We start from the raw sequence: 3147 nt of genomic DNA on the forward strand, positions 1-3147 counted from the left end.
AAAGTATTCATGTGTATCTGATGGCACAAAAATTAACGTAGGTAACATTTGTAATGAAAATATTAGTAACTGGAGGAGCAGGCTTCATTGGGTCAGCCGTTGTCCGACATATCATTCGTGACACCCAAGATACCGTCATCAATTTAGATAAACTGACCTACGCAGGGAATCTAGAATCACTGGTTGATGTCTCAGAGAGTGAACGTTACTACTTTGAGCAAGTAGATATCTGTGACCGAGCTGAACTAGATCGCGTGTTTTCAGAGCATCAACCCGATAGGGTGATGCATTTAGCGGCTGAGTCTCATGTCGATCGTTCTATTGATGGTCCTGCTGCTTTTATTGAGACCAACGTGATGGGCACTTACCATCTGCTCGAAGCGGCCCGTCAATATTGGTCGGGCTTAGATGAAGCGCGCCAATCGGCATTCCGTTTTCATCATATTTCTACGGATGAAGTGTATGGCGATCTAGAGGGAACGGATGATTTGTTCACCGAAACCACCTCATACGCGCCGAGCAGCCCATATTCTGCATCTAAAGCTTCGAGCGATCACCTAGTTCGCGCTTGGCAGCGTACTTATGGTTTACCGACACTTGTCACCAATTGCTCCAACAACTATGGCCCGTACCACTTCCCAGAGAAGTTGATCCCTCTGATGATTTTAAATGCCCTCGATGGCAAGCCGTTGCCTGTGTACGGTGATGGTATGCAAATCCGAGATTGGCTGTTTGTGGAAGACCATGCTCGCGCGCTGTACAAAGTGGTCAACGAAGGTGAAGTCGGTGAAACCTACAACATTGGTGGCCATAACGAAAAAGCAAACATCGAAGTGGTGAAAACCATTTGTGCTTTGCTTGAAGAGCTGCGACCAAACAAACCTGCAGGTGTTGAGTCTTATGAATCTTTGATCACTTATGTCAAAGATCGCCCCGGTCATGATGTGCGCTACGCAATTGATGCGACCAAGATTGCTCAAGAGCTTAACTGGAGGCCAGAAGAAACCTTTGAAAGCGGCATTCGTAAAACCGTGGAATGGTACCTCAATAATCCGCAATGGTGGCAACGCGTGCTTGATGGTTCATACAGTTTAGAGCGATTAGGAGCGGGCGAATAATGAAAGGCATTATTTTAGCAGGTGGCTCGGGCACTCGCCTTTACCCTATTACACGCGGTGTTTCTAAGCAGTTACTGCCGGTTTATGACAAACCAATGATTTACTACCCGTTGTCAGTACTGATGCTTGCGGGCATTCGTGAAATATTGATCATCACCACGCCAGAAGACCAGGAAGGATTTCAGCGCCTATTGGGTGATGGCTCAGAGTTTGGCATTGAGTTGCAATACGCGATTCAACCAAGTCCAGACGGCTTAGCTCAAGCCTTCATCATTGGTGAAGAATTCATTGGCGATGACTCAGTATGTTTGGTGCTGGGTGACAACATCTTTTATGGGCAAGGGTTCACTCCAAAGTTAAAGAAAGCGGTTGAGACGGCAGAGAGTGGCAATGGGGCTACGGTGTTTGGCTACCAAGTGAAAGACCCTGAGCGCTTTGGTGTGGTTGAGTTTGACGCCGACAGAAAAGCTATCTCTATTGAAGAAAAACCAGCTAAGCCAAAGAGCCACTATGCTGTGACGGGGCTGTACTTCTTTGACAACCAAGTCGTGAGTAGAGCTAAGCAAGTCGAACCATCAGAGCGAGGTGAGCTGGAAATTACCACATTAAATCAAATGTACCTAACAGCAAACGAGCTCAATGTTGAAATGTTAGGGCGTGGTTTTGCCTGGTTAGACACAGGTACTTACGAAAGCTTGCTCGAAGCTGCTCAATTTGTTTCGACGATAGAGAAACGACAAGGTTATAAGATTGCATGTTTGGAAGAAATTGCCTTTAACAATGGTTGGATTAGCAAACAGAAGTTAATGGCGGCAGCTGATGCCCTTAAGAAGAACAATTATGGTATCTACCTATCAAGCATTGTGAGCGAAGATGACAATTAAACTTAACAGTCCATTAGCCCCAGACTTAACTAAGCTTTCTAACTATTTATCTCAAGTAAATGAGAGTGGTTGGTATACTAACTTTGGGCCATTGCATGAAAAGCTTACTAGACGACTTGAAACGTTTTTGGGTGTTAAAAACTTATTGTTAGTTTCTAATGGTACGCTGGCACTTCAGGTGGCATGTAAAGTTTTAGGAATTGAATCCGCGATCTCTACACCATTTAGCTTTGTTGCAACTTCATCAGCGTTGATGTGGCAAGGTATTGATGTGAGCTATTGCGATATCGATTCAAAATCTTATAACTTATCTCCAGATGCTTTGAAAGCAGCTCTTGAAGCAAATTCTCAAGTAGATGGTGTTGTTGCAACACATGTATATGGAAATCCTTGTGAAGTTGAGAGTTTCAAAGAAATTGCAGAGCAATATAAGGTCAAAGTTCTATACGACGCTGCTCATGCATTTGGAGTTAAGGTTGGTCAGGAGTCTCTCTTAAACTTTGGCGATGCTAGTACATTGAGTTTTCATGCCACTAAGATATTCCATACAGTCGAAGGTGGTGCAATTGTATTCAAGCGGCATGAAGATTATTTACGTGCGAAAGAGTTCATTAACTTTGGTCTTCAAGCGAATGGACAATTAGGCGAGCCAGGTATTAATGCAAAGTTGAATGAGTACCAATGCGCAGTAGGATTAACACTACTTGATCAGATTGAAGAGGTAATTGAGCATCGATCCAACCTGTTTAGTTTGTACCGGACGCTTTTAGAACCTTATGTTGAATTACCTCTTTGGCTACCCGAAGCGTCGTATAACGGTGCTTACATGCCAATTTTCGTTAGAGATAAAGACAAGCAGGAAAGACTACTTGATGCTTTGTCTGAGCATGATATTGAACATCGACGATATTTTACACCATCTTTAGATGTTGCTTACCCTGATAATCTGAGCTTTGGATGCCCTATAAGTCAGAAGATATCAAAAGGAATTATTTGTCTACCGCTACATGCCAGTATGTCTTCAAATGATGTTGAAGCAGTATGTAAAGTTATAGAATTGATATTAAATTAACCATGTGAGAGTTCTTATAGTATGAAAATTGCTATTATGCAGCCTTATTTTTTACCATATATTGGCTACTGGC

Annotated in this window: 3 protein-coding genes; all 3 read left to right on the forward strand. The window is 43.1% G+C overall.

Features of this window, described 5'->3' with window-relative positions; translation table 11 throughout:
- Positions 1 to 53: 53 nt before the first annotated feature.
- The 3 genes from rfbB to CAG68_RS02380 are packed head-to-tail and all read left to right on the forward strand — an operon-like array spanning position 54 to position 3074.
- The gene (gene rfbB / locus CAG68_RS02370) at positions 54 to 1118 is read left to right on the forward strand and encodes a dTDP-glucose 4,6-dehydratase (protein WP_161440742.1); all 1065 of its coding nucleotides are present in this window, start codon (positions 54 to 56) and stop codon (positions 1116 to 1118) included.
- Positions 1118 to 2002, forward strand: a complete 885-nt coding sequence (gene rfbA / locus CAG68_RS02375) for a glucose-1-phosphate thymidylyltransferase RfbA (protein ID WP_054576842.1) — start codon at positions 1118 to 1120, stop codon at positions 2000 to 2002. The genes rfbB and rfbA overlap by 1 nt, the downstream gene beginning before the upstream one ends.
- On the forward strand, positions 1992 to 3074 hold the full coding sequence (locus tag CAG68_RS02380) for a DegT/DnrJ/EryC1/StrS aminotransferase family protein (protein ID WP_054576843.1): 1083 nt from the start codon (positions 1992 to 1994) through the stop codon (positions 3072 to 3074). The genes rfbA and CAG68_RS02380 overlap by 11 nt, the downstream gene beginning before the upstream one ends.
- Positions 3075 to 3147: the final 73 nt, after the last annotated feature.

Source organism: Vibrio sp. V42_P2S4T144 (assembly GCF_009904715.1).
Lineage (GTDB): Bacteria > Pseudomonadota > Gammaproteobacteria > Enterobacterales > Vibrionaceae > Vibrio > Vibrio alginolyticus.

What these genes read in the sequence shown, in the direction of transcription:
- CAG68_RS02380 (WP_054576843.1), top strand. Translation starts at nt 1,992, where the DNA reads ATGACAATTAAACTTAACAGTCCATTAGCCCCAGACTTAACTAAGCTT.
- rfbB (WP_161440742.1), top strand. Translation starts at nt 54, where the DNA reads ATGAAAATATTAGTAACTGGAGGAGCAGGCTTCATTGGGTCAGCCGTT.
- rfbA (WP_054576842.1), top strand. Translation starts at nt 1,118, where the DNA reads ATGAAAGGCATTATTTTAGCAGGTGGCTCGGGCACTCGCCTTTACCCT.